Here is a 21,895-nt window from a genome sequence, read left to right as displayed (position 1 = left end):
GCGCGGCCGTCGCGGACGCCCTCGGTCGGCCGCGCGGGCCAGGGTGTTGCCTCGACTCCAACACCCTGGCCCGCGCGGGACTCACCCCGCCGCTCACCGAAGCCCCGCCCCGCCGCCGAACGCGTGCCGCACCAGTTCCCCGTCCTCCTTCGGCACCGCGAGGTCGTACGTCCCCGCGCCCGTGACCAGTTCGTACCGCTCGAACTTCGGCGCCAGCCGGACCTTCCCGCCCGCCGGCTTCAGCCGGAACGGCGCCTGAAGGGTCACGCTCCGGTCGCCTCGCGCGTCTTTCCAGAGCGGCGGCTCACCCGCGGCGAGCCGAAGATAGCCCTGCCTCAGCCGCGCGATCTGCTTGCCCTTGCCGACCGAGACCTTGACCGCCCCGCCGATGCTCTGCGTGAACCCGACGACCCGCAGCGGCTGCCCGCCGTCGAAGTCGGTGATGTCCCTCGCGGCCGTGCGGCGCCGGATCCATGTCCAGCGCAGCAGCACGTCCAGCATGGTCTGGGTGCCGGCGGAACGGCGTTCCGTGCGTGAACCTGTCACTTCCCTGTCCCCATCCTCAGTACCGCGCCGACGAATTACCGCGGCGGCTGATATCCGTGATCCGACCCGTCATGCCGATGCACACGTCAGTCGACCTGCCAGGCGGTCTGCAATGCCAGGCGCGCCAGCGAGGCGTCGACGGCATCTGCAGGCGGCTTCCAGCCGAACCCTTGCATCCGCTCGACGAATTCCGACGGCAGCAGCACGCCGTGGCGTCCCACGTAATGCCCGAGGTCGCGGCGCCAGACCCAGGACCCATCGGTGAACAAGGACGAGCAGCCTACGAGATTCTCGCCACAGCCCAGCAGGCACTGCTCGGTCTCGGTGAATTCGGCAACCACCGGGGAGCCGGCAAGGTACGCGACGGCGAACGTCGCGATCTCTCGCCATTCCCCGGAATCCGAGCGCGTGAGTTCATGGATTCCCGGAAGATCGACCGGCCCCTCGAAGAACTCTCGGACAAACCCGACTCTCAGCATGGCTAGTGTGCACCTCCCGCCATGGGAAGGAACATCCGCCAGGTCCCCCCAGGCTCCAGGAACGGTTCCTGCGACCCGAGACTCGGCATGACGCCGACCTTGGTGGTAGGAGCCCAGACCGGCACGCCCAGACCATTGGCGACATCCTGCCCCACACCGGATACACCGGAATGACAGACAAGGAGTCTCACACATCCACCCTGGTAATGCGGATTTCCTCTGACTGCCTCGACGATCTGGAGGGGATTCGTGTCCTGCCCGTCCACGCCGAGCACTCCGCGTGTCGATCCATGCACGATCACGTCATGATGACCCGCATTCTTGGCGTGCTCTCGTACGCTCATGGTTGCCGAGTCGGATCCGATGGACGTCGACGTATGTGTGTGCCTGACGGCGCCCCCACCAGGGGTGTAGTTGTCGGCGGGCGGTGTGGCGGACAACTCCGCGGCGTCGGCGCTCGCCGACGCGGCACCCGTTTCATGAGCGGCTTCGGATGTGGCGGCTGTTTTCGCTCCCTTGGAAACGGCCGCCACCCCCGCTCCCGCGATCCCCACGGCGCCGGCGACGACTGCGCCGCCTTCGCCGATGACCCCGGCAGCCGCCCCCGTCACCGCGGCCCCGAGGCCGCCGATCTCAGCACCCGCGGTGAAGCCCTCCGCCCCCGCCACGAGCACCGCGGCGCACGCGCCCGCCGTCGCCGCCACGCAGGCGACCGCGCCGACCACCACCGCCGTGGCGACCACGGCCGCGATCACCGGATGCCGCTCCACGACGTGGTACGCCTTCTTGGCATAGCAGGACAAGGACCAACCGCAGCTGTGGTGGGAGCTTCCGCCACCGCCCCCACCGCCGTGGTGGGTTCCCGAGCTGCTGTCGTTGACTGCGCCGGTGTCGACCAGCGCGGACGAGCCTTCCGGTTGGCAGTCGATGGCACAGACGTTCATCGTCGGGTCGCTGGCCCAGTCGTCCAGGCCCGTCGGGTCGCTGCCCGTGATCGGGTTGTCCGCCGCGTACGTGTACCCGTCGATCTGCTGGGCGTCGGTCAGCTCCAGGACCGGGTCGTCCGAGACGAAGCGGCCGATCGTCGAGTCGTACTCCCTCGCCCCCAGGTGTGTCAGGCCCGTGACGGTGTCCTGCACCCCGCTGACGAAGCCCTGGTCACCCAGCCACGCACTCGAAGTCGGCTGTGTACCACGGGTGTTGCCGAACGGGTCGAGCCGCCGCCGGGTGATCGTCTGCGTCGTCGCGTCCACCGCGGTCTCCGCGGTGTCGTGCGCGTCCGTGACCTGCCACTGCAGGGCGCCCGTGCTGGTGCGCACCGCGATGGTCTGGCCCGCCCACTCGTAGTAGCGCACGCCCGTGGTCGTTGTCGCACCCTTGGCCAGGTGCACCTCCGTGTCGCCCAGATACAGCGTCGTACCCGAGTCGTCGCGCGAGAGCAGCCTGTCGCCGTCCGCGTCGTACAGGTAGGAGGCGGACGTCCCGTCCGCGTTGGTCACCTTGGCCAGGTGGCCCTCGGAGTCCCAGTCCAGCGTCTGGGTCTTGCCGCCCAGGGTGCGGGTGTGGGTCTGGCCCGAACCGTCGTACGTGTACGAGTCGGTGGTCGTCGTGGAACCCACGACCGTGCTCGACGACGTCAGCGTGTGCGCCTGCGCCGTGCCCTTGGGCGGGTAGACGAACGACGTCGTCGCGTCCGAACCGCCCGCCGTCGTCGCGTGGTTGGTCTGAGTGTCGCGGTTGCCCAGGTCGTCGTAGTGGAAACTCTGCCAGTACGGCGCCGGGCCGCCGAGGACCGCCGTGGACGGGTCGGCCGAGCAGCCGTCCGTCGCGGTCCACGCCTCGCTCAGCCGGTCGTGACCGTCGTAGCGGTAGCACTGCACGTCGTCGGTGCCGTCGGCGTGTGTGGCGACCTTCGTCGGGTTGCCCGCGTCGTCGTAGGTGAACGACGTGTCCTGCACGGGCGCGCTCTGGGCGTCGTCCGTGACCAGCTCACGCTGGAGGCGGCGCGTGCCGTCTTCGTAAGAATTCGTGATCTGAAGCCACTTGGCTGTGTCCGAGGACGAAACCCCCAGTGTGAGCTGGGCCACCTGACCGAGCTTCGTGTAACTCGTGTTCTGCACATAACCGGTGGCGCCGCTCAGCGTGGTCGGCATGCTCAGGTCGTTGTAGCCGTACGTCAACGACTCGGAGGACAGCCCGCCGGCGGCCGGGTCGGAGGTGACCTGGACGGTGCCGTCGAGGTTGTAGCCGGTCGTCGACGAGTACGTGCCCGCCAACGCCTCCTCACCCGTGACCGACGGGACGATGACCCGGGTCAACGTCGGGCGGTACAGGGCGTCGTAGGCGCCGACCTGTGTGGCGTACGCCTTCCCGGACGAGCCGCCCACGTACCGGATCGACGACGTCGGCTCGCCCTTGGCCACCGAGTCGTAGGTCCACTTGGCCAGTTCGTGCGCCGCGTCCTTGGTCGTGCCGTCGTACAGGTCGGTCTTGCGGCCGAGGATGTCGTAGGAGTAGCTGAGCGTCTTCTCGTCTGACGTGCCGACCGCGCCCGTCACCGAGCTGACCTGGTCCAGCTCGTCGTACGCCGTGTTCGTCGTGCCCGTGTCCGGGTCCGTCGAGGTGATCTTGCGGCCCATCAGGTCATAGCCGTACGACCAGGTGTTGCCCGCGTCGTCGACGACCTCCTTGAGCCGGCTCTTCGCGTCGTACGTGTACTTGATCGACGTGTACGAACCCGACGGCGTGCCGTTGTCGTACTGCCGGGTCTCGACCGTGCGGCCGAGCGTGTCGGTCAGCGTCGTGGTCGCGATGCCGCCCTTGGGCGGGGTGACCGTGACGCGGTCACCGCCGTACACCCTGGAGGTCGTCCAGCGCTTGGTGCCGAGAGCGTAGAGGTCCTCCGCCGTGGCGCGGCCCGCGCCGTCGAACGTGGTCAGGGTCCGGGACGGGACTGCGGAGGTGATGTTCGCCAACGTCCCGGAGGGTGAACTCGTATCCGTGTAGTCGGCGTCCGCCTCGACGGCCAACCCGCGGCTGTCGTACTTGGTCTCGGCGATGACCCGGCCGCCGCCCGGTGCGGGTGTCTGCGTCTGGCGCGGGCGCAGCAGCGCGTCGTACAGGGCGTACGTCGTGTCGTACGTCGTGCCGTCGTTGTTGAGTTTGCCCGTGGAGACCGCGGAGGCCGCAGTGTTGGAGATCGCGTAGGTGTAGACGAGGCTCGCGCTCTGGCCCGAGGACTTGCTGCGGTTGGCCAGCCACAGGGACGTCAGGCGGCCGAGGCCGTCGTAGGCGTAGTCCGTGCGCTTGCTGTTGGGGTCGATGACCGAGGTGGCGAGGCCCCGTGCGGGGTCGAAGTTCGTGGTCGTCGCGTAGCCCTTGGCGTCGGTGGTCACCGCACTGGTCAGCGGGCCCCCCGTGGTCGGGGTGTAGGTGGTCTTGCTCACCACGGTCTGGTCGGCGTCCGAGACCGAGTCGACGCGGCCCTGGGTGTCGTAGTGGGTCGTGGTGACCGTCTGGTAGACCGGGCTGCCGCTGTTGTACGACGACAGGCGCTGCGTCGACGTCTCGTCGCCAAGGGTCGGGGCGGTGCCGTAGGACTGGCTGTCGTAGAGCGTGCGGACGTCGGAGACCACGTCGTCGGGGCGGGTCGTGGTGGCATCGCAGGCCACGTCGACGGTCTCGACCCGCACCGGGAACGCCATCAGCCAGTCGGTGGTGTTGTTCACGAGCGTGGTGCGCGTGCACTGCTCGTCGCCCGTGACGGCCGTGTCGCCGGAGTCGTCGACGGTCAGCGCCGCCCCGGTCGTCGGGTCGTACGTCGTCGAGACCAGCGTGTCGCGAGTGCCGCCGGAGGACAGGTCGGTACGGGAGTGCACGGCCGCCGGCCGGGTGAAGTACGCGCTGCGGTTGCCGTCCGTGGCCGTCTGGTGGATCCACTGGTCGGTAATCGTGCCGGAGACCTCGGTGGAGCCGTTGTAGGTGACCGACTCCCGGACGTTGCCGGCCAGCGGGTCGGAGTCGGTGACCGAAGTCCCCGTGGAATCGGTGACCTTGACGCTGCGCGTGGTGCCGTCGGACTGCTTGTCGCCGTCCATGCCGCGGAAGTACGTGGCGACGGTCTTCGTCCGCGTCGACTGCGCGTCGCCCGTGGTGGTGGTGACGCTGCCGTAGCCGCGCCACTGCGACCAGGTCTTGCGCTTCGCGGGGGCGGTGACGTTGTCGCTGTCGTAGTGCCAGGCCGGGGAGCCGTCGTAGGTGTAGTCGGTCTCCTTCAGCGGGGCGCCGCCCGTCGGGTCCGACTCGGTGACCTGGGTGACCACGTACTTGTGGAACCAGTCCAGTTGGGGATCCGCCGTGTACGGCGGCTGCCAATACGTCGGGAAACAGCGCAGGGTGTCGGAGTCGGGCGCGCTCGGCATGGTCGTACCGGCGACGCACTGCGGGTCGGAGTAGTTGACGGTGAGGACCGAGCCCGTCTCCGAAGTGATCGTCCGTACCCGCCACTTGACCAGCGCGGCGATATCGTCGTGGGTGGTGTCCACCCGGTTGTAGAGCTGGATGCCGGCGAAGGTGACCGGCGGCATGGCGGTGGTCGAACCGTCCTTGCCGGTACGGGTGATGGACTTCAGCCACAGCCCGGCCGAGGTGCCGTCACCTGGGTCGGGGAAGGAGTGGGCCAGCGCCCAGGAGTCGACGGCCCGGTAGGCGGGGGTGGCCAGGCTCGCGTCCCACACGCTCGTGGTGATGCCCGTGAGTCGCTTGCGGGAGAAGAAGGTCGGCCCGGTGGCGCTGCACACCTTGCCCGAGGCGCAGATCTGGTCGTACGGCACGTCCGGCCAGTCGGAGGAGGTGGACGAGGTCAGCGACGAGCAGTCCTCGGTACTGGTGACCAGGCAGCGCTCGGCGGTGGTGAAGGAGACCTTCTCCGGGGCGGTGCCGAAGACGGTGGAGGAGGTCATGCCGTAGTCGATCCGGCTGAGATAGCCGCCGCGGTCGTACACCGTGCCGTTGTCGGCCGTGGTGCCGTTCTTGGCGTAGTAGTTGGTCTCCTTGGTGTACCAGTACGACATGGCGTTGCCGTGCGGGTCGACGACGTAGTCGAGGTTCCAGCGCCAGGCCTGGGTGAGCGAACGGCCGGAGAAACTGGTGCCCTGGTCATAGCCCGGCTCGCCCGAGTCGTCGCCGAACACCGGGGCGGACCAGGTGGAGTTGGTGACCGCGTCGCCGGTTGCCCAGCCCGGCAGGTGGTTCTTGCCGAAGACGTACTGGGTGCCGTCCGGCGTGGTGACGGTCCAGTACTCGCCGTCGTTGTCGCCGTTCGTGGCACCCGTGGAGTGGGTGACGCGCTCGCCGTCGTCGGTCTTCGCGTGCCACGCGCCGGTCGACGAGTCCTTGATCAGAGGGCTGGACTTGCCGCCGAGGACGAGCGTGGCGTTGTCGTTCGCCCAGCACTCGTCGTTCTTGCCGGACTGCCCGTCGTCGTCACAGGAGTCGTACGACCGCTCGATGTACCCCGTGGTCAGGTCGAAGCCCTCGCCGACCCAGGAGGGCTGGTTATTGGTCGAGGGCAGACGGCCGTCGACGCTCTGGGAGTCGTAGGTGATGGCCAGGTTGGGCGACGGGCCGCCGTTGGACGGCGGCACCGACAGCGGGTACGACCACGTGAAGTCACCGCTGGAGCCGCCCGCGTTCCAGGACGCGGACGGGTTGAGCGGGGTCGCCGCGTAGGAACCGGCACCGGACTTTGCGCCGGTGGTCGCCGCCATCGCGGTGATGCCGGACGCGGCGAGCGGGGCCGTGGCGGTGAGGGTCTGGCTCGACGTGTCGTTGGTCGTGGGCAGCGGGGTCGTCGTACGGCACTTCTTGAGCTTCGGGGTGGTCAGCGCGCACGCGGGCAGGCGGACCAGGAACAGCCGGGAGGCGTAGTCGCCGCCGTAGGCGTGCGCGAAGCCCGAATAGTCCAGCGTGAAGCGGGCCTTGGCGGCGGTCTTCTTGCCGTCGGCGCGGGTGAGGGAGAGGACGGCGCCATGGATGCCGAGGGCGGTGGCCGTCTTGTGCGGGGCCGTTTCGACGGTGACCTTCGTGGGGGCCGTTCCCTTGCCGGGCGCGGTCACCTTCACGGGGAGGCGGCCGACCAGGGTGGACTTGGCGGACTTCGCCACCACTGGGAGCGTCTTGGCCGAGGCGGTGGGCCAGCTCACGTGCCGGGAAAGGACCTTGGCGGTACGGGCGGCGGCGGCCTTCGCCGGGTCCTTCTTCTCGGCCGTCTTCGCCTTGAAGGCGACCGCCGTACCGTTCTTGGCCGCCTGTGCCGCCACGATGTGGTGGCCGTGGCGCTGGGTCGCCCACACCGCGGGCGCGGTGCCGAGACTGGTGGCCACCACAGCGCTCGCCGTGGCCCCGACGACCCACAGCCGCATCCGCCGCAACTGTCCCCGCCGTCTGTGCCCTAGCCCGCCCATGACTGAACTCCCCACGTGTCGAACCGTGTGTCGAAGGTTTTTTGAAGCCGTGTGAGCGCTGTCGTCTACAGCGGAATGGGCACCTCGTTGACGTACATCTGATTGATGTCGGTGTCGGACGTCACGCCCGTCCACACCCGTACGTCGTCCACGAGACCGTCGGCGAAGTCGCTGTACGTGCCATTGCTGATCCGGCCGCGCCCGATGTTGAAGGTGCCGGTGGCCTGCCACGGCGAGGTGAAGACGATGCCGTCGCCGGTGTCGGTGTCCGTGTCCGTGTCGCCTTGCGCGCCCTGGCGAACTCCGTTGACGTACAGGAACAGTTGGTGATGGGCGCCGTCGTAGACACCGGTCAGCAGGGTCCAGTCGCCCGGGTCGACGAGCTGGGCCGAGGCGATGTTGGCGGGCACGGTCACGACCGTGGCGCTGGTGGAGTCGGCGGTGGTGCGGCCGAACACCCACATGCCCTGGGACGAACCCGCCGCCTGGTCGTACCACAGGCCCCACGAGTCGCGGACGCCGCCGGACTGGGTGGCGATCCGCATGTGGTGGGCCACAGAGGTGTCGGACAGCGAGGCCGCGTCGAGCTTGGCCCAGGCCGCCACCGTGAAGTCGCCCTGGGAGTCCACGATCGGCCCCGTCGCGGTCGCGTTCGCGCTCGACGTGCCGTTCAGGGACAGGAGGTTGCCCTTGCCGCCGTCGGTGTCAGTGCTCCAGGTGGCGCCGCTCGCAACGGTCGCGGTGTGGCCGTACCCGGAGGAGTCGGCGGCGCCGGTGCCCGAGGTCTCCTCCAGCTTCCAGTCGGCGGCGAGCGCCGGCTGGGCGTGGCCGGTGGACGCGTCGGTCATCGCCTGGAGGTCGGCGATCTCCTCCTCGGACAGGATCCGGTTCCAGGCCGTCACGTCGTCGACCTGGCCCGGGAAGTAGTCGGTGAAGGCGCCGCCGTACTGGCCACGGGCGATCTGGAGGCCGCCGGTGCCCTGCCAGGGCGTGGTGAAGGCGACCGGGTCACCCTGCGGCACGCCGTTGACGTACAGCTGGATGGTCTGCTCCTGCGCGTCGTAGACGCCCATCAGGTGGGTCCACACGCCGACTTCGGGCGTGGTGGTGCCGATCGAGCGAATGATCGTCGGCGCGGCCACGTCCGTGGTGTACCGGTTGAAGACCCACGCGTTGTACGCGGTCGAGTAGTAGATCGCGAACGTCGATCCGATGACCCCCGCCTGGGCAACGGCGACCGCGTTGTGGGAATTGCCGGTCAGCCGGGCCCACGCCGAGATCGTGAAGCTCTTGGTGGTGTCCAGGACGGACGAACTGCTCGCCGCGTACGACGACGTGCCGTTGGCCTGAAGGGATGTGCCGAGCCGGGCGAGGGAGGACCAGCCGGCCGAACCGGCCAGGGTGGCCGTCCTGGCGCCGATGTCGTCGGTGGCTGTGGTGCCGGTGCCCTCGTCCAGGGACCAGTGGGCGACCGGGCCCGCGCCCGGCGCGACCTTGAAGACGTAGGTGTAGCTGGTCGAGGCGTTGCCCGCCGCATCCCAGGTCTGCACGGTGAGGGTGTTCACGCCGCGCACGTCGGGCGCCAGCGACACCGCGTAGCTGGTGGTCGCGGTGGAGAAGGACTTGGTCCGCACCGCGTCGTCGTTGAGCTGATAGGTGTACTTGACCACGTCCGAGGCCCCGTTGGCCTTGAGCGTGAAGGTCGCGGGCGCGCCCACGCCGCCGTAAGCCGTGCAGTCGTCCGGGGTGTCCGGGCTCGCGCACTCCTGGTACGTCGTCGAGTCCACGTCCGGCTGCACCGGCGCCGAGGTGTCGATGCGGAACCAGCAGCCGCTGGTCCAGGACGAGTACATGTAGCCGGTCGTGCCGTTGAAGGAGTACTTGTACTCGCTGCGGGCGCGGAACCAGTACGTCTGCCCGTTCGTCAGCGTCGGCGTCGTCCATGTCCCGGTCGTCCCGGAGGTCGTGTACGCCGACGGGCTGCCCGAACCGGCCAGCGGATCGGTGACGTTGGGGTCGTACTTGTAGACCTGGAAGTTGGGCCGCAGCGTGGACTGCGAACCGTCCGACGACTTGGGCGCGGCGGCGAGCATGGGGGTCGTGTCGTGGATCATAGCGGCGGTGGCGCGGGTGGTCGCGCAGGCCAGGTTCGGGCTGGAGAGCTTCACCCCGGTCGGCGTGGACGGCTTGGACACGAACGTCACCGACAGGGTCGGCTTGGTGTCCGACGGCGAGGCGAACTGCTTCCAGGCGATCTCGTCGCTCTCGTCGGCGGCCCGCAGCCCGAGCGTGGTGGTCGAGGCGGACTGCCCGGCGGTGTAACTGACCGCGCCGGTCGCGTCGAAGGAGACGTTGCCGCCGGGGCAGGAGGACGAGTAGCCCTTGGCGGTGGAGACCGAGTCGACCTGCGAGGACCAGGACGGCTGGGCGTTCCACGTGGTGCCCGAGGCGATGGACCCCGTGCGCCACAACTGCACGCTCTTCGCCGTGCAGTTGGCCGACCACACCTCAAGCGCGCTGAAGGTCGCCGAGAGGATCTTCTTGCCGCCGAGGGTGTGCGTGTCGAACTGGTAGAGCGAGCGGGCCTTCTTGTTGTCCACCCACGCGTCGTAGCCGACACCCAGCGCGTGCGAGGTCTTCCAGAACGACGTCGACGGCGAACTCGTCCACACCGTCGTCCACCCGGACAGCGACGCGCTGGTCGTCTGCGGGTCGAGCACCACCGGGTAGGTGGTGTCCGGGTCGTCGAGGAACGCCTTGTCCGGCTTCAGTGTCAGCGCGCTGTCGGAGGCGGTCACGTCCATGGCCCTCGCGCGGGCGCCGGGGACGGGACCGTCGAGCACGTCCTCGTCGGCGACGGCCGTCTGCGCGGCGGCGGTTGTGACGGTGTACGAGGCCCGGGACACCGTCTTGGACGCGGTGGCCGTGGTCGTCACTGATGAGTCGTACATCATCGCGGCGCCGGTGGTGAACACCGGCTGCCCCTGGGCGTCGACGAACGCGGCCCCGCCGGAGTGAGTGTCATACGCGGAGACACCAACGACCGAGACGGGAAAGCGCACGCTCGCCAGCTCCGGATTGTCCGCCGCCGTACGGGACTTGACGACCAGGTTCTCGCTGAAGCCGTCCGGCGTCGCCTGCACCACCAGGTCCGTGCCGGTCAGGACGTCCGCGTACGTCGCCGTCGAGCCGTCGAGCGTCGGCGTCGGCAGCGTCCAGGGCGAGCCGACGCTGTAGGTCTTGCCGTCCTTCGTGATCCGCGCCAGCGGGTCGTGCGCACCGCCCCCGGAGAAGGCGACGTCCACGGCGGCGGCCTTCGGGACGAGTTGGCCGCCGGCGGTGGTCGCGAGGTCGGTGTCCACGGGCACCCACCCCGAGGCGTGCCGCACCCGCACCGGTTCGGGGTCGAACTCAACGGTAAACGTGCCGTCCGGCTGGGCGGTGACCAGTTGGGTGGGCGTCGTCTCGGCGTCCACGGCGACGGGCGAACCCGACTCCGCTGCCTGGCGCGACGCGACCGCCTCGGGCGACAGGTCAGCCGGGTCATCCGTGGCCGAGGAGGCCTTCCGTACGGGGGCGTCGGCGACCGCGTGGGCGCCCGCCGCGCCCACCAGTTGCACCAACAACGCAGATGCCGCCAGCCATCTCAGCCGTCTTCCGGCACGCCACATAGCCCGACCCCCGCAACCACAGATCCTTCACTGCCGTTCACAGCCGGGTGATCAAAACCTGAGGAATCCCTTAATGTCAATGAATTCCCAAGAGAATCAACTGGGCCAAAGCACCTCACAAGTGATCACCAACAAGCAAAGAAACAGGCATGGTTCACCGATCAAAAGATCGACGCATCGCAAAGGGGACTACAAATAGGCGGCAGTCGACCCAATGGGAGCCCACCCGCCATCCGGGCGAACGGCAAGGAAAGGAAAAATCTCCACCTTGTAAGGAATTGTAAGAAAGTTGGCGCCACGCCCCTCATCCCGCCGTCCCCAGATCACCGGGCGGCCGGCCATCGCACTCCGCTGCCAGAGAGCGGTACGAGATCTGGTGACTGTTTTGTCGTCGCCTGAAGGGGTGGGGCTGGGGCGTCTTGGCTGGTCGGCGGGCTTGGGTGTGCTGGGCCGAAACCGTGAGCGAGCGCAAGCCCTACAAGACCGCCTCATCCGATGAACAGCGGGCGCTGATCGAGCCGGTGATCACCGCGTGGAACGTGCTGGGGGCTGGTGACCGCGGTCGCGGTGCTCACGGCGTCCGCGCACGAGAACGCCGCCGGGCATCGCACCTGCGGGACAAGGTCGCCGCCGACTCCGACCGGTTGGAGAAGGCGCTGTCGACGAGGGGTTCAAGAACGCGGTAGTCGAGCGCGACACGTCCTTACCGACTTCGGCTCGTCAGGGTGAGCTTTCTTGAAGTCCCTGCTGGGCCTGGGGCAGTGGCTGTATTCCGTGGTGTGTGAGGTATGCGGATGAGGGCGGGCTGACCCCTGCGGGACGTCAGCGCCGGGAGATGGTGCGGATGCAGGCGGCCGAGCTGTTCGAGCAGAAGATCAAGCCGCCCAAGGTGGCACGGCGCCTGCGAGTGAGCCCGAAGTCGGCCTACCAGTGGATCAGTTGTGGCAGGACGGTGGCGTGCAGGCGCTGGCCTCCCGCGGCCCGAGTGGATCGCGATGTCGGCTGTCCCCGCGCTGTCTGGAGAAGCTGGCCGCATACCTTGATGAAGGACCCGCCGCGCACGGATGGGTGGAGGACCACGTGTGGACCGCCGCCCGGGTAGCCACACTGATCGGCAGGAAGTTCCACATCTCCTACAGCATTTCGGGAGCCACGAGGCTGATGCACCGGCTCGGCTTCAGCCCGCAGGTCCCTGCGCGGCGGGTCGCCGAGCGCGACGAGCAGGCCGTGACCCTGTGGAAGGAGGCGACCTGGGCCGAGGTAAAAGAGCCCGGGCGGCCTGCGGGGGCTACATCTGCTTCGAGGACGAGGCAGGCTTCACGCGACAGCCGCCCAAAGGACGCACCTGGGGCCGACGCGGCCACACCCCGCAGGTGACGGTGAGCGGTCGCCGCTCAGGGCGCCTGTCGGTGGCCGGGCTGATCGCCATGCGGCCCGGCTCCCGCACCCGGCTGTGCCACCGCCTGCGCACCCACCCCGCGGGCAAAGGCAAGCGCCGCAGCATGGACGAGCGCGACTTCATCGCACTTGGTCGACGGCGTCCACCAGCTCGTCAAGGCGCCGATCGTGCTGGTCTGGGACCGGCTCAACACCCACGTCTCCCACGCCATGCGTGAGTTGACTGCCGAGCGTGACTGGCTGACGGTTTTCCTGCTGCCCGCCTACTCGCCGGACCTGAACCCTGTCGAGTGGGTATGGGCGCACGTCAAGCGCAGTCTGGCCAACCTCGCCGTGGTCGCTCTCGACCGGCTCGAAGCCCTCGTACGCAACCGGCTCAAACGCCCCCGGTACCGCCCCGAAACCCTCGACGGCTTCATAGCGGGCACCGGCCTGCCCCCCGACGCCCCAGCCTCACCTTGACGTGCCGAAGTCAGTAAGCATCGACGTCGAGATCGTCGAGCGCAATCCGAAGGACAAGGGGTTCGCGCCAAAGCCCAAGCAGTGGGTCGCCGAGATCTGTCAAGCACGGCGGATTCAGGTGGTCGTCGCAACACCTTGATCACGGAGGTGTTGCGTGGGATGTCACTTCCCCGCCAACCGCGTCGCGAGCGCGGCCAACCGATAGAGGCCGGGTCAGTGCAACACCAACTGCCCCTGCCGAAGCACCGACCACCGCAGTACAGCTGGTCGGATGATTCCGAGGACGCGCCGCTATCGTGGTGAGGGGCCCGTGGCTCGCCCGCGCGCCGGAAGCTGATCACACGACCCCTGCGGGGATCGCACCCTGCCCGAATCTCCCCCCGACGACCCCGGTGGCTCTCAACCCCACGTACGTCGCGGCGAACGACAAGCTGAACGTCACGACGACAGAGTGCACATGACTGCCCGAACCCCTCCGGCGACTACCCGAATCGCCGGAATCCACCTCGCCACCACGAGTGTCGCCGTCATCGCCGATTCGAGCGTCGCGCAACACCCCAGACCCGCCGCCGAAGGTCGTCGCCGACCGAGCATCGCGACTGTTGCACTCAGGCCGGCGATCAGCTGCCGTGCCTGCTTGATGGGGTTGGGTGTCTGGTTGTGGAATACGTACAAGGCATCGGTCAACACTGAGCCCAGAAATGCGGCTCCTGATGGCCGTCCCGGCATTGTGGCTGCACTCGTGGCCGCACATTGGCCACACCTGATCCTTGATGGCACGTCAGCTAATGCCCTCATTACCGAAAAGTTCCAGCTCAGAGGCCCAGGACCTAGGTATCACCACGGAGACCATGCCTTCGACCTACGCATTGCGATGCGTAGACCGCGCGCGTCCGTTTGGTCCGAATTCCAAGGTCAACGAAAAGAAGAAGCCCCAGGTCAAAGGCCTGACCTGGGGTCTACCATGGAGCCGCCTTCGGGATTCGAACCCGAGACCTACGCATTACGAGGGCGCCAGGGATTGTGTCGAGTCGTGCCCCATGATCGCATCAGGTCCAGTTTTCGCAGATCAGAGCACTGCTCCCGGTCCCGCTACTCGTACGCCATGTTGCACCGTCCATAGGCGTCCGCGCTCCCCTTGCGCTCCCCGCCCCATGGCAGAGCGCAGAATCGGTCTGGGCAGTTGGGCGGGAACACTACGCTGGCACACCTTGTCGAGGTCGCACATACGAGATGTCGGCATCACTCGCAGGTTCCTCGCCCACATCCCTCGTGCCGACGTGCACAGCGGCACGCACAGCAGCAACAGCAGGTCGACGAGAGAGAGCTCGTTTCCGCGTCGGGTGTCACGACCCCGGGCTCTTCAATACCGGAGCGCGCGGGTGCGTCGACGTAAGCAGCTTGAGCAGGTCGGCGGTGACAACCCGGTACGCGTTGCCCAACCGCAGGACCGTGCACGGATACCGGCCACGCTTGGCAAGGTCGTACCCCGTCGTCCGGCTGAGGGACAGCGCGCGGTTCGCCGTCTCTAGGTGCACGGTCACGGGCAGCGAGCAGTTCCTCGCACGTCAGCCCACGGGACGCATCGTCGCGCTTAGTGATCACAGAGGATCCGTAGCCCGCGAGGCAATCCGCCACATGCCTCCGGTCAAGCCGCAGTGCCTCAGAGTCACCCCACCCAATAACAAGAGTTTTGTTAATATGGCTCCATGGCCACCACCCCCGACCCCGCTCCCGGCGAAGGTCCCGTCCGCCCGGTCTCCGTCTCCCTCCACGAAGGCACCATCGCGGCACTCAAGGCTCGCACCGGCAAGCGCGGCATGTCCGCCTACGTCGAGGGCCTCATCCAGCGCCAACTGGAGCGCGACCGGCTGCGTGAACTCATCGAGGACGCCGAAGCCGAACACGGCCCGGTCGACCAGGCTGCGGTCGATGCCAAGCGAGCGGTCCTGCGCAGCGACGCAGCTGGCTCGGCTGACGCGGCATGAGCGGCACCCTCGTCCTGGACTGCGAAGGCCTGTCCAAACTCGTACGACGCACCCACGAACTCACCGAATGGCTGGCTGCCGCCGAGGCCGAGGACATCCGCGTCATCACCAGCTCTGTCACCCTCGTCGAAGCCCGCGACCCCAAAACCAACCAGGCCCGCTTCGACTACGCCGTCTCCCGCGTCAACATCGTCCCGCCCACCGAAACCATCGCCCGCGACGCCAGCAAACTCCTCGCCGCAGCTGGCCTGCACGGCCACAAGTACGCCCTCGACGCGATCGTCGCCGCCACCGCACTCGCCTCATCCGCCCCCGTGACCGTCCTGACGTCAGACCCCGAAGATCTCCGCATGCTGTGCGGCCCCGGCGTCCACGTCATCAAAATCTGACACAGTGCGAGGCCAGGGGACCGCAACCCCCAAGGTCCCGGCCGCTGAGCGGTCGGGACCTTTCGCTGTTCGTCGGGCCCTGTGTCACGGGCGAGATGGAGGTGTCACCCCGCAGGCTCAAAACACCGGGAGGTCACCGGGTTCCATGGGCCGAGCGCCGCCGGGTCGCCGATGTGCGCGGGGCACCGTGCCCGGTCGGGTAGCGGGCGGTGACCTCCATGGCGCGGGCCACGAGCGCGCCGGGGACGGCCCGCCGGCACCTCGGCCCGGCGCAGCGGCCCCTCGGAAGCGTGGCCACGGCCGAGGAGAAAGCCCACCGCGTCCGCACGCCGGTACGCCGTGACGTCGTACGGCTCGTCGACCGGTTCGCCGTGCTGCCACACGCGGTGGCGGGGCAGTTCCGTGCGCAGATCGGCCTCTGTTCCGCCCGGGCGCACCGTCACGCCAGCTCCCCCCGGCTCGGCTCGGCGACCGTGCGCAGCGTGAGCAGGGCGATCACCGCGGCCGCCATCAGCAGGTAGCCCGGGGCGAGCAGGTTGCCGGTGGTGGAGGTGAGCCAGGTCGCCAGGTAGGGGGTGAGGCCGCCGCCGACGATGGTGCCGAGGTTGAAGCTGATGGAGAGGCCGGTGTAGCGGACGCGGGTGGGGAAGAGCTCGGCGTAGGTGGGGTACGTCACCGACTGGACGATCGGCATGGGCAGGGCCAGCACCACCATCGCGGCGACCGCGAGCGGGAAGCTCCCGAGTCCCATGACCAGCATCGTCGGGATGACCAGGACCGCGTATCCGGTGAACCCGATCGCGATCACCTTCTTGCGGCCCCAGCGGTCGGACAGTCCCCCGAAGAGCGGCATGAGACAGGCGACGAAGTAGCTGATGCCGGCCATGATCCAGAACGTGCCGGACGTGGAGTAGCCCAGCTCCTTCGTCAGATAGGCGTTCATGAAGATCAGGCCGACCCAGTACCCGCAGTTGGAGCCGATGGCGAGCAGGGTGACCCTGACCACCGAGCCGCGATGCCGCGTGAGTACCTCGGTCAGCGGCGCCTTCGCCGTCGTGTCCTGTTCCTTCTCGGCGAGGAAGGCCTGGGAATCCTCCAGCCGGTTGCGGGCGACCAGGGCTACGCCGACCAGGGGGAGGGAGAGCAGGAACGGGATTCGCCAGCCATACGCCGCCATCTGCTCGTCGCTCAGCACGGCCGTGACGACGCCCGCCACCAGCGCCGCCGTTCCGCCGCCGAGTGCCACGCCGACCGGTGTGAAGGCCCCGAAGAAGCCGCGTTTACCGGGTGGCGAGGACTCGGCGAGGTAGGTGGCCGAACCAGTCACCTCGCCGCCCGCGAAGAACCCCTGCGTCAGCCGTACCAGCAGCAACGCGGCGGGCGCCGCCAGGCCGACGGTCTTCGCGGTGGGCAGCAGCCCGACGGCCGCTGTGGCGCAGCCCATCCCGACCACCGTGACGATCAGCACCGGCCTGCGGCCCACCCGGTCGCCCAGCCTGCCGAGAACGATGCCGCCGAGCGGCCGTACCAGGAACGCGCTGCCGAAGATCGCCAGCGTCGCGAGCAGGGAAGCGGTGGGGTTGTCGCCGGGGAAGAACTGCGGGCCGAGAATGACGGCGAGATAGCCGTAGACGCCGAACTCGTAGTACTCGATGGCCGTGCCGGCCGCGGCCGCCAGTGCCGCCCTGCGCGGGCTGAAGCGTTCGGCCGCCGCCGTGCCGGCCGCTGTCGCCGTCGCGTTCGTGGCGTCTGCCGGGGGCGTTTCCTCGCCCCGGTCGTCCTTCTTGGTCGTTGGTACGCTCGTCATGGGTTTCCTCCGGGTCTGACGTGGACGTGTCCTGTGCCGGGATGTGCTGTCAGCCGTGCGGGCCGCCGCGCCTGGACGCGCGGATGGGGTGTACGGAGCCGGAGCCCCGTACGACGGTCATCAGCGGGACTGGACCTCCTGCTGATGACCGTCGTCACTGCGCTTCCGCCGCCGGATCAGACGGCGAACAACTGGTCGAGGTCGGCGAACGCCTTGAACTCCATGGCGTTGCCCGCAGGGTCGAGGAAGAACATCGTCCACTGCTCGCCCGGCTCGCCCTGGAAACGGACGTAGGGCTCGATCACGAAGGCGGTGTCGACGGCCTGGAGTCGCTCGGCGAGTTCCTGGAACTCCGGCACCGGGAGGACCAGGCCAAAGTGCGGCACCGGTACGTCGTGGCCGTCGACCGGGTTGGTTCCGGCCACCCCGTCGCGCGGGGTGGCCGACGGGCCGTCGCCGACCTGGTGTGTGACCACCTGGTGACCGCGGAAGTTCCAGTCGATCCAGCGGGTGTCCGAGCGGCCCTCGGAGAAGCCGAGGACCTTGCCGTAGAAGTCCCGTGCGGCGTTGATGTCGTCGACGGGGATGGCCAGATGGAAGGGGGGAAGGGTGGTCGGGTCGTCGGTCATGGCTGACTCCATTTCATATGAGGTTGGTGATGGGGGGTGGGGGTCGAGGTGTCTCAGGGCACCGGTACGAGCCGCAGCCCGTGCCCCGGCAGGGCCTGGCCGATGAGGTCGGTGTCGGCGTCGGTGACGACCCCGATGACGGGATAGCCGCCGGTGACGGGGTGGTCGGCGAGGAAGATGATCGGCTCGCCGGCCGGTGGCACCTGGATGGCGCCGCGTACGGTCCCCTCACTGGCCAGGTCGACGGAGCCGACGGACAGCGGCGGACCGGTGAGCCGCGCGCCGACGCGGTCGCACGCGGCGGAGACGCGCCACGTCTGGGTGGCGAGCCTGCGCCGGTCGGCGGCGCTGAACAGGTCGTGCCGCGGTCCCCAGCGGAACCGGGCGGTGACCTCTCCCGCGGTGGGAACGATGCTGAAGGCCAGCTCCAGCGGGATCGCCGGGACCGGACGGGCCGGTCCGAGCCCGAAGGTCGTCCCGGCGCGGACCGCTTCGGATCCGAGCCCGGTGAGGGAGTCCCGGGACACCGACCCCAGGACGCGGTCCGTCTCGATTCCGCCGGAGACAGCCAGGTAGGTCCGGCATCCGGCCCATGGGCGCCCGATCGTGAGCCGGGAGCCGGCCCGCAGGCGGACGAGGGTCGGGTCGGCTCGCCGTACGCCATCCACCGTGACCGGGCCGGGCGCCCCCGTGATCGCCACATGGCGGGAGGCCGTCGTGGTCACCGTGAGGCCGCCGAGGGTGACCTCCAGGGCCGGGGTGTTCTCCGGATTGCCGGCCAACCGGTTGGCGAGCGTGAAACTGCGCCGGTCGGCCGGGCCGGAGGCCGGCACGCCCAGGTGCGCGAACCCCGGCCGGCCGAGGTCCTGCACGCTGACCGCGACGCCCGCGGAGAGCACGGTGAGGGTCGGCGCTGTGCGCGCGGCCGGGCCGCTGAGCCCCGTCATCGGGTCGGAATGCCGGCGGGTGCCGCCACGCCGCCCGGAATCCTGTGCGGACGCGGTGGCCTGTGCGGACGCGGTGGCCGTCGTAGCCGCCATGTTGTGCGCGATGCTCACGACGCAACCTCCTGGAACACGACCCGGTCGCCGAGCTGGAGGCGGTTGGGCGGTTCGTTCCGCACGTCCCAGAGCCGTGCCGTGGTGGTGCCGATCTGATGCCAGCCCCCAGGGGTTCCGCCCGGGTAGACCACCGTCTGGTTCCCGGCGATGGCGACGATCCCGGCGTCGACCCGCTCGCGAGGACTGGACAGCCTCGGCAGCCGCAGAGACTCGGGGACACCGTCCAGATAGGCGAATCCGGGGGCGAAGCCGAAGAACGCGACCGAGTGCTCGGCGTCCGCGTGCCTGCGCGCGACCTCGGCCGACGCCATTCCGGCCCGCTCGGCGACGCTGCCCAGGTCGGGCCCGTCGTACCGGACGGGTATCACCACCGTGCGCGGGGCCGCGGCCGACGCCGTCGCCCAGCCGGTGCTCAACTCCGTCAATAGCGCGCGCAGTTCGGAGGCGAGCCGCTGCATGCCGAGGGTTCCCTTCGAGCCGGCACCTCGCTCCGCCACCACCAGGACGGTGTCGGCGGCGGGGATCACCTCGCGCAGCCCCGACGCCCAACCCTTGGCGCGAATAGCCCTCGCCACCTCTGCGGGGCGCCGCCCGGCGCACTCGACCAGCCAGCCGCGGTCGCCCGCGCGGCGCAGGACCGGCCGAACAACGGTCACGACCGTGCTCCCACGGGCGAGGCGGCCAAGGCCGCGCCCTCGGGCGGACCGGTCGTAATCCCGTGCGCCGCGAGCTCGGCCCGTACGACGGTCGCGATGGCGACCGCGCCGGGGGTGTCACTATGCACGCACAGCGCGGCCACCGCACCACCGTCCGGGGCGACTCGCACGGTCCGGCCGCCAAGCGACGTCACGGTGCCCGTCCTGGCCATCCGCAGCGCGCGCCGCGCCGCCTCCGCGGGGTCGGTGACGAGCGCTCCCGGCTGTGATCGCGCGACCAGCAGCCCCTCGTCGGTGTACGCGCGGTCGACGAAGCCCTCGGCCAGCGGGCGCAGCCCGGCGGCGACGGCCTGCGACCAGACCTCGGTGCGGGACTGGCAGAGCAGCGGCAGACCTGGGTCGAACAGGGTGACCGCCTCGACGAGCGCCGCCGCGTGGCCGGTGTGGTGCGCCGCCGCGTTGTACAGCGCGCCATGTGCCTTCACATAGCTGACCCGGCTCCCGGCCAGCCGCGCGAACACATCCAACGCGCCCATCTGGTAAAGGAGTTCATTGACGAGTGTGGCCTTCGGTACGTCGATGAAACGCCGGCCGAAGCCGGCCAGGTCGCGGTAGGAGACCTGGGCGCCGATGGCGACCCCCCGGGCGGCGCTCGCCTCACATGTGCGGCGCAGGATGTCGGGGTCGCCGGCGTGGAACCCGCAGGCGACGTTGGCGGCCGTGACCTGGTCGAGCAGAGCCCCCTCGTCGGTGGGCCCCCACACCCCGAATCCCTCGCCGACGTCCGTGTTGAGGGCGATTGCCGCAGCCGTCACCGGGCCCCCTCCGCCCAGTAGGCCTGTATCGTTCCGCTGCCGCTCTCCCAGGCCGCGTGCAGCCCCTGCTGGCCGCCATCGATGTGCGCGACGATCTGCCGCGCGAGCTCCTCGGCATCCCCGTCGGCCAGCGCCTGGACCATCGCGGCGTGCTCCCGCTGCACGCGCTCGTAGGCCGAGGTGCCATGCACATAGAACCGCGAATAGGGCTCCAGCCGGTGATACATCCGCGAGATGACGTCGTAGCGGATCGGGAGCCGGGCCATCCGGTACATGTCGAGATGGAACGCCAGGTTCGTGCGCGACCAGGCGTCCGCGCCGGTCTCGCCGACCCGGTCCATGTCGCCGACCATCCCGTCGAACCTGCCGATGTCCCGACGCGACACCCGGTCCGTGACGTGCTCGGCGAAACTCGGCTCGACCAGGCGCCGCAGGTCGTAGATCTCGTCGATCTCGGCGAGGTCCAGCACGGTGACGAAGGTGCCCCGGCCCGGCACGGAACGCAGCAGCCCTTCGGCGATCAGCGTGCGCATCGCCTCCCGCAGCGGGATGCGGCTCACCCCGAACCGGTCCGCGATCTCATCCTGAACCAGGCGGTGCCCCGGCGGGTAGACACCCTCGACGATCAGCGCACGCAGCTGACCTGTGAGCGCGTCGCCGCCGTGGGCGTCGCCGCGAAGGGAGTTGTCTTCTCGACTCATATCCCGTGTATACAGTGGATCCGAAGCGCGTGGAAGAGGTTCGCCCAAGGGTGACAAGGCATTAACTCCGTCGAAACCCGGTCCCCTTCCAGCGATGACTCCTCCACGTCCCGGGTAAGGGCGCCTTCCTGGGGGACCGGCGAAGCAGAGCCGCCCGCTCCAGGCCCGACCGTCGCCAACCTGTCGAGGTTCTCGCCGGACGACAGGCGTACGCCCCTTCGGACGCTGGGGCGAGGTCTTCGGCGACGAGACCGTGGCCGCCGCCATGATCGACCGCCTCGTCCCCCACGCCGAGGTCCACTCCCTCAAAGGCGACTGCTACCGCATGCGCGGACGCCGACTCGGACGCGTCCCCACCACCGCCACACACGGCACCGACTGAAACCGGCAACCAGACCCGGTGGGTCAGAACTCGACCGCCCACACCGGTCAGGATTCAACCGCCGCCCATACCCTGTCCGCCCTCCTCGCCAGCTTCCTCGTGGTCGCCTGGCTGCGGTCCAAGATCCGGCTGATTTCGTCGAACGGCACACCGAACGTGTCGTGCGCCAGATGATGCTGAGGTTCCCCCAGCGTGCGGGAGGTGCTGATCAGCTGGTCAGGGCGGGTTGACGGGGTTTCAGGTTCGTTCGTTCGGCCGTTGCCTGGTCCGGCGTAGTGCTTCTCCTCGAACTCGATCGGGCTGAGGTAGCCGAGCCGCTTCTGGATGCGCCGGGAGTTATAGAAGCCGTCGATGTACTCGAACAGTACGAGATTCGCCTCGGCCCGAGTGGCGAAGACGCGCCGCGGATGGACTCCGTCTTGATGATCATCCACAGGTTCTCCGCGA

19 protein-coding genes and 2 pseudogenes are annotated in these 21,895 nt (G+C 69.1%); 8 read left to right on the top strand and 13 right to left on the bottom strand.

Annotated features, from left to right (window positions below; genetic code table 11):
- Positions 1-93: 93 nt before the first annotated feature.
- The 4 genes from QQY66_RS35575 to QQY66_RS35560 all read right to left on the bottom strand — a co-directional run bounded on the left by QQY66_RS35575 (position 94) and on the right by QQY66_RS35560 (position 11,109).
- Entirely contained in the window at positions 94-546 is a 453-nt protein-coding gene (locus tag QQY66_RS35575) for a hypothetical protein (RefSeq protein ID WP_301984431.1), read from the bottom strand.
- Between the two features lie 86 nt (positions 547-632).
- Positions 633-1,025, bottom strand: a complete 393-nt coding sequence (locus tag QQY66_RS35570) for a hypothetical protein (protein WP_301984430.1) — start codon at positions 1,023-1,025, stop codon at positions 633-635.
- Positions 1,026-1,027: 2 nt separating this feature from the next.
- The gene (locus QQY66_RS35565; RefSeq protein WP_301984429.1) at positions 1,028-7,489 is read right to left on the bottom strand and encodes an RHS repeat-associated core domain-containing protein; all 6,462 of its coding nucleotides are present in this window, start codon (positions 7,487-7,489) and stop codon (positions 1,028-1,030) included.
- A 65-nt stretch (positions 7,490-7,554) separates the two neighbouring features.
- Positions 7,555-11,109: a LamG-like jellyroll fold domain-containing protein gene (locus QQY66_RS35560; RefSeq protein WP_301987610.1), complete on the bottom strand. Its 3,555-nt coding sequence runs from the start codon at positions 11,107-11,109 to the stop codon at positions 7,555-7,557.
- 509 nt (positions 11,110-11,618) lie between these two features.
- Here QQY66_RS35560 and QQY66_RS35555 point away from each other — a divergent pair.
- The 5 genes and pseudogenes from QQY66_RS35555 to QQY66_RS35540 all read left to right on the top strand — a co-directional run bounded on the left by QQY66_RS35555 (position 11,619) and on the right by QQY66_RS35540 (position 13,159).
- Positions 11,619-11,846, top strand: coding sequence for a hypothetical protein (locus tag QQY66_RS35555; protein ID WP_301984428.1), 228 nt, complete (start codon positions 11,619-11,621; stop codon positions 11,844-11,846).
- A 149-nt stretch (positions 11,847-11,995) separates the two neighbouring features.
- Positions 11,996-12,262, top strand: a complete 267-nt coding sequence (locus QQY66_RS50550) for a helix-turn-helix domain-containing protein (RefSeq protein WP_367667022.1) — start codon at positions 11,996-11,998, stop codon at positions 12,260-12,262.
- Positions 12,229-12,537 carry a winged helix-turn-helix domain-containing protein gene (locus QQY66_RS35550; protein ID WP_367667021.1) on the top strand — a complete coding sequence of 103 codons (309 nt, stop codon included), beginning with the start codon at positions 12,229-12,231 and terminating at the stop codon, positions 12,535-12,537. Before QQY66_RS50550 ends, QQY66_RS35550 begins: the two co-directional genes overlap by 34 nt.
- A pseudogene (locus QQY66_RS35545) lies at positions 12,534-13,020 on the top strand (transposase). Before QQY66_RS35550 ends, QQY66_RS35545 begins: the two are co-directional and overlap by 4 nt.
- Position 13,021: 1 nt before the next feature.
- Complete coding sequence (locus tag QQY66_RS35540; protein ID WP_301984426.1) at positions 13,022-13,159, top strand: hypothetical protein; 138 nt, start codon at positions 13,022-13,024, stop codon at positions 13,157-13,159.
- 1,207 nt (positions 13,160-14,366) lie between these two features.
- On the opposite strand, the gene QQY66_RS35535 is transcribed toward QQY66_RS35540, so the two are convergent.
- On the bottom strand, positions 14,367-14,570 hold the full coding sequence (locus tag QQY66_RS35535; protein WP_367667098.1) for a hypothetical protein: 204 nt from the start codon (positions 14,568-14,570) through the stop codon (positions 14,367-14,369).
- A gap of 159 nt (positions 14,571-14,729) precedes the next feature.
- Between QQY66_RS35535 and QQY66_RS35530 the strand changes: the two genes are divergently transcribed.
- Together QQY66_RS35530 and QQY66_RS35525 are read left to right on the top strand one after the other, a co-directional pair.
- Positions 14,730-15,008, top strand: a complete 279-nt coding sequence (locus QQY66_RS35530) for a hypothetical protein (protein ID WP_301984424.1) — start codon at positions 14,730-14,732, stop codon at positions 15,006-15,008.
- Positions 15,005-15,397 (top strand): type II toxin-antitoxin system VapC family toxin, encoded by a 393-nt coding sequence (locus tag QQY66_RS35525; protein WP_301984423.1) that lies wholly within the window; start codon positions 15,005-15,007, stop codon positions 15,395-15,397. Before QQY66_RS35530 ends, QQY66_RS35525 begins: the two co-directional genes overlap by 4 nt.
- 104 nt (positions 15,398-15,501) lie before the next feature.
- Here the strand turns inward: QQY66_RS35525 and QQY66_RS35520 are convergent, their stop codons facing one another.
- The 7 genes from QQY66_RS35520 to QQY66_RS35490 all read right to left on the bottom strand — a co-directional run bounded on the left by QQY66_RS35520 (position 15,502) and on the right by QQY66_RS35490 (position 21,066).
- Positions 15,502-15,840 carry a hypothetical protein gene (locus tag QQY66_RS35520; protein WP_301987789.1) on the bottom strand — a complete coding sequence of 113 codons (339 nt, stop codon included), beginning with the start codon at positions 15,838-15,840 and terminating at the stop codon, positions 15,502-15,504.
- The gene (locus QQY66_RS35515) at positions 15,837-17,204 is read right to left on the bottom strand and encodes an MFS transporter (RefSeq protein ID WP_301984422.1); all 1,368 of its coding nucleotides are present in this window, start codon (positions 17,202-17,204) and stop codon (positions 15,837-15,839) included. Before QQY66_RS35515 ends, QQY66_RS35520 begins: the two co-directional genes overlap by 4 nt.
- Before the next feature lie 176 nt (positions 17,205-17,380).
- Positions 17,381-17,833: a VOC family protein gene (locus QQY66_RS35510; protein ID WP_301984421.1), complete on the bottom strand. Its 453-nt coding sequence runs from the start codon at positions 17,831-17,833 to the stop codon at positions 17,381-17,383.
- 53 nt (positions 17,834-17,886) lie between these two features.
- A complete protein-coding gene (locus QQY66_RS35505) occupies positions 17,887-18,891 on the bottom strand; it encodes a biotin-dependent carboxyltransferase family protein (protein ID WP_301984420.1) in 1,005 nt (334 codons plus the stop codon).
- On the bottom strand, positions 18,888-19,550 hold the full coding sequence (locus QQY66_RS35500) for an allophanate hydrolase subunit 1 (protein WP_301984419.1): 663 nt from the start codon (positions 19,548-19,550) through the stop codon (positions 18,888-18,890). Before QQY66_RS35500 ends, QQY66_RS35505 begins: the two co-directional genes overlap by 4 nt.
- On the bottom strand, positions 19,547-20,365 hold the full coding sequence (locus tag QQY66_RS35495) for a LamB/YcsF family protein (RefSeq protein ID WP_301984418.1): 819 nt from the start codon (positions 20,363-20,365) through the stop codon (positions 19,547-19,549). Before QQY66_RS35495 ends, QQY66_RS35500 begins: the two co-directional genes overlap by 4 nt.
- Complete coding sequence (locus QQY66_RS35490) at positions 20,362-21,066, bottom strand: GntR family transcriptional regulator (protein WP_301984417.1); 705 nt, start codon at positions 21,064-21,066, stop codon at positions 20,362-20,364. The genes QQY66_RS35495 and QQY66_RS35490 overlap by 4 nt, the downstream gene beginning before the upstream one ends.
- A 214-nt stretch (positions 21,067-21,280) precedes the next feature.
- On the opposite strand from QQY66_RS35490, the pseudogene QQY66_RS35485 reads away from it, so the two are divergent.
- A pseudogene (locus tag QQY66_RS35485) lies at positions 21,281-21,448 on the top strand (ATP-binding protein); the annotation flags it as partial.
- A gap of 47 nt (positions 21,449-21,495) precedes the next feature.
- On the opposite strand, the gene QQY66_RS35480 reads toward QQY66_RS35485, so the two are convergent.
- Entirely contained in the window at positions 21,496-21,882 is a 387-nt protein-coding gene (locus QQY66_RS35480; RefSeq protein ID WP_301984416.1) for an IS3 family transposase, read from the bottom strand.
- Positions 21,883-21,895 lie beyond the last annotated feature (13 nt).

Source organism: Streptomyces sp. DG2A-72, assembly GCF_030499575.1.
Taxonomy (GTDB): domain Bacteria; phylum Actinomycetota; class Actinomycetes; order Streptomycetales; family Streptomycetaceae; genus Streptomyces.
Note: the sequence above shows the minus strand (reverse complement) of the source record. Positions and strands in the feature narration are given on the sequence as shown.